This is a genomic window from Mesorhizobium sp. M2C.T.Ca.TU.002.02.1.1, from assembly GCF_003997225.1.
The window spans coordinates 1-661 of sequence record NZ_RZTO01001435.1 but is presented as its reverse complement, the minus strand read 5'-3'; the positions used below and the strand labels follow the sequence as shown (position 1 = coordinate 661).

Here is a 661-nt window from a genome sequence, read left to right as displayed (position 1 = left end):
GAGATAGCCATTGTCGAGCAGCAGCGCCTCGATCAGGCCCGTCTTCGCCGACAGCAGCACCATCATGCCGTTGACGCTGGGCAGGCCGAGCTTCGGATTGTCGAAGAAGCCGGGGCTGATCTTGATCGCGAAACCGTCGATACCCGGCACATAGGCGGTCTTCACGTCGACCTCGCCGCGATGCTCAGGTATGTCGAGCCGCAAGATTGGCGGCATCGCCACCGGCAGCGTGGCCAAGGCGCGAAAGGCGTTCTCGACGCAGGCGACCGCTTCCAGATCGAGCGTCACGATCTTGCGCAGTTCCGCCTCGGTGAGGATGGTCATCCGGCTCATGCTGCACGCTCCGCGATTGCCTCGCCGCAGACGATGCGGCGGTGCAGGCCCATGTCGATGTTGCGGCCGGAGAGGATGAGCACGGCCGGGCCGCTCACACTGACCTTCCCGGCAAGCAGCGCGCCTATGCCGACGGCGCCGGCGCCTTCGACGATCTCGCGCTCCTGCTCATAGGCATGGCGGATGCCGGCGGCGATCTCGTCCTCGGCAAGCAGGACCACGTCATCCAGCAGGCGGCGGCACATGGCGAAGGTCAGCCGATTGTCGAGGCCAATGCCGCCGCCGAGCGAGTCCGCCAAGGTCGGCAGTTCCTCGACCTGCACTGGAC

1 protein-coding gene and 1 pseudogene are annotated in these 661 nt (G+C 66.1%); both read right to left on the bottom strand.

Going from position 1 to position 661, the window contains the following annotated elements:
- Positions 1-333: pseudogene (locus EOD07_RS36620) on the bottom strand (ornithine cyclodeaminase family protein); the annotation flags it as partial.
- On the bottom strand, positions 330-661 hold a 332-nt coding region (locus EOD07_RS36615; protein WP_127238520.1), incomplete at its 5' end, for a pyridoxal-phosphate dependent enzyme. The gene EOD07_RS36615 and the pseudogene EOD07_RS36620, both read right to left, overlap by 4 nt.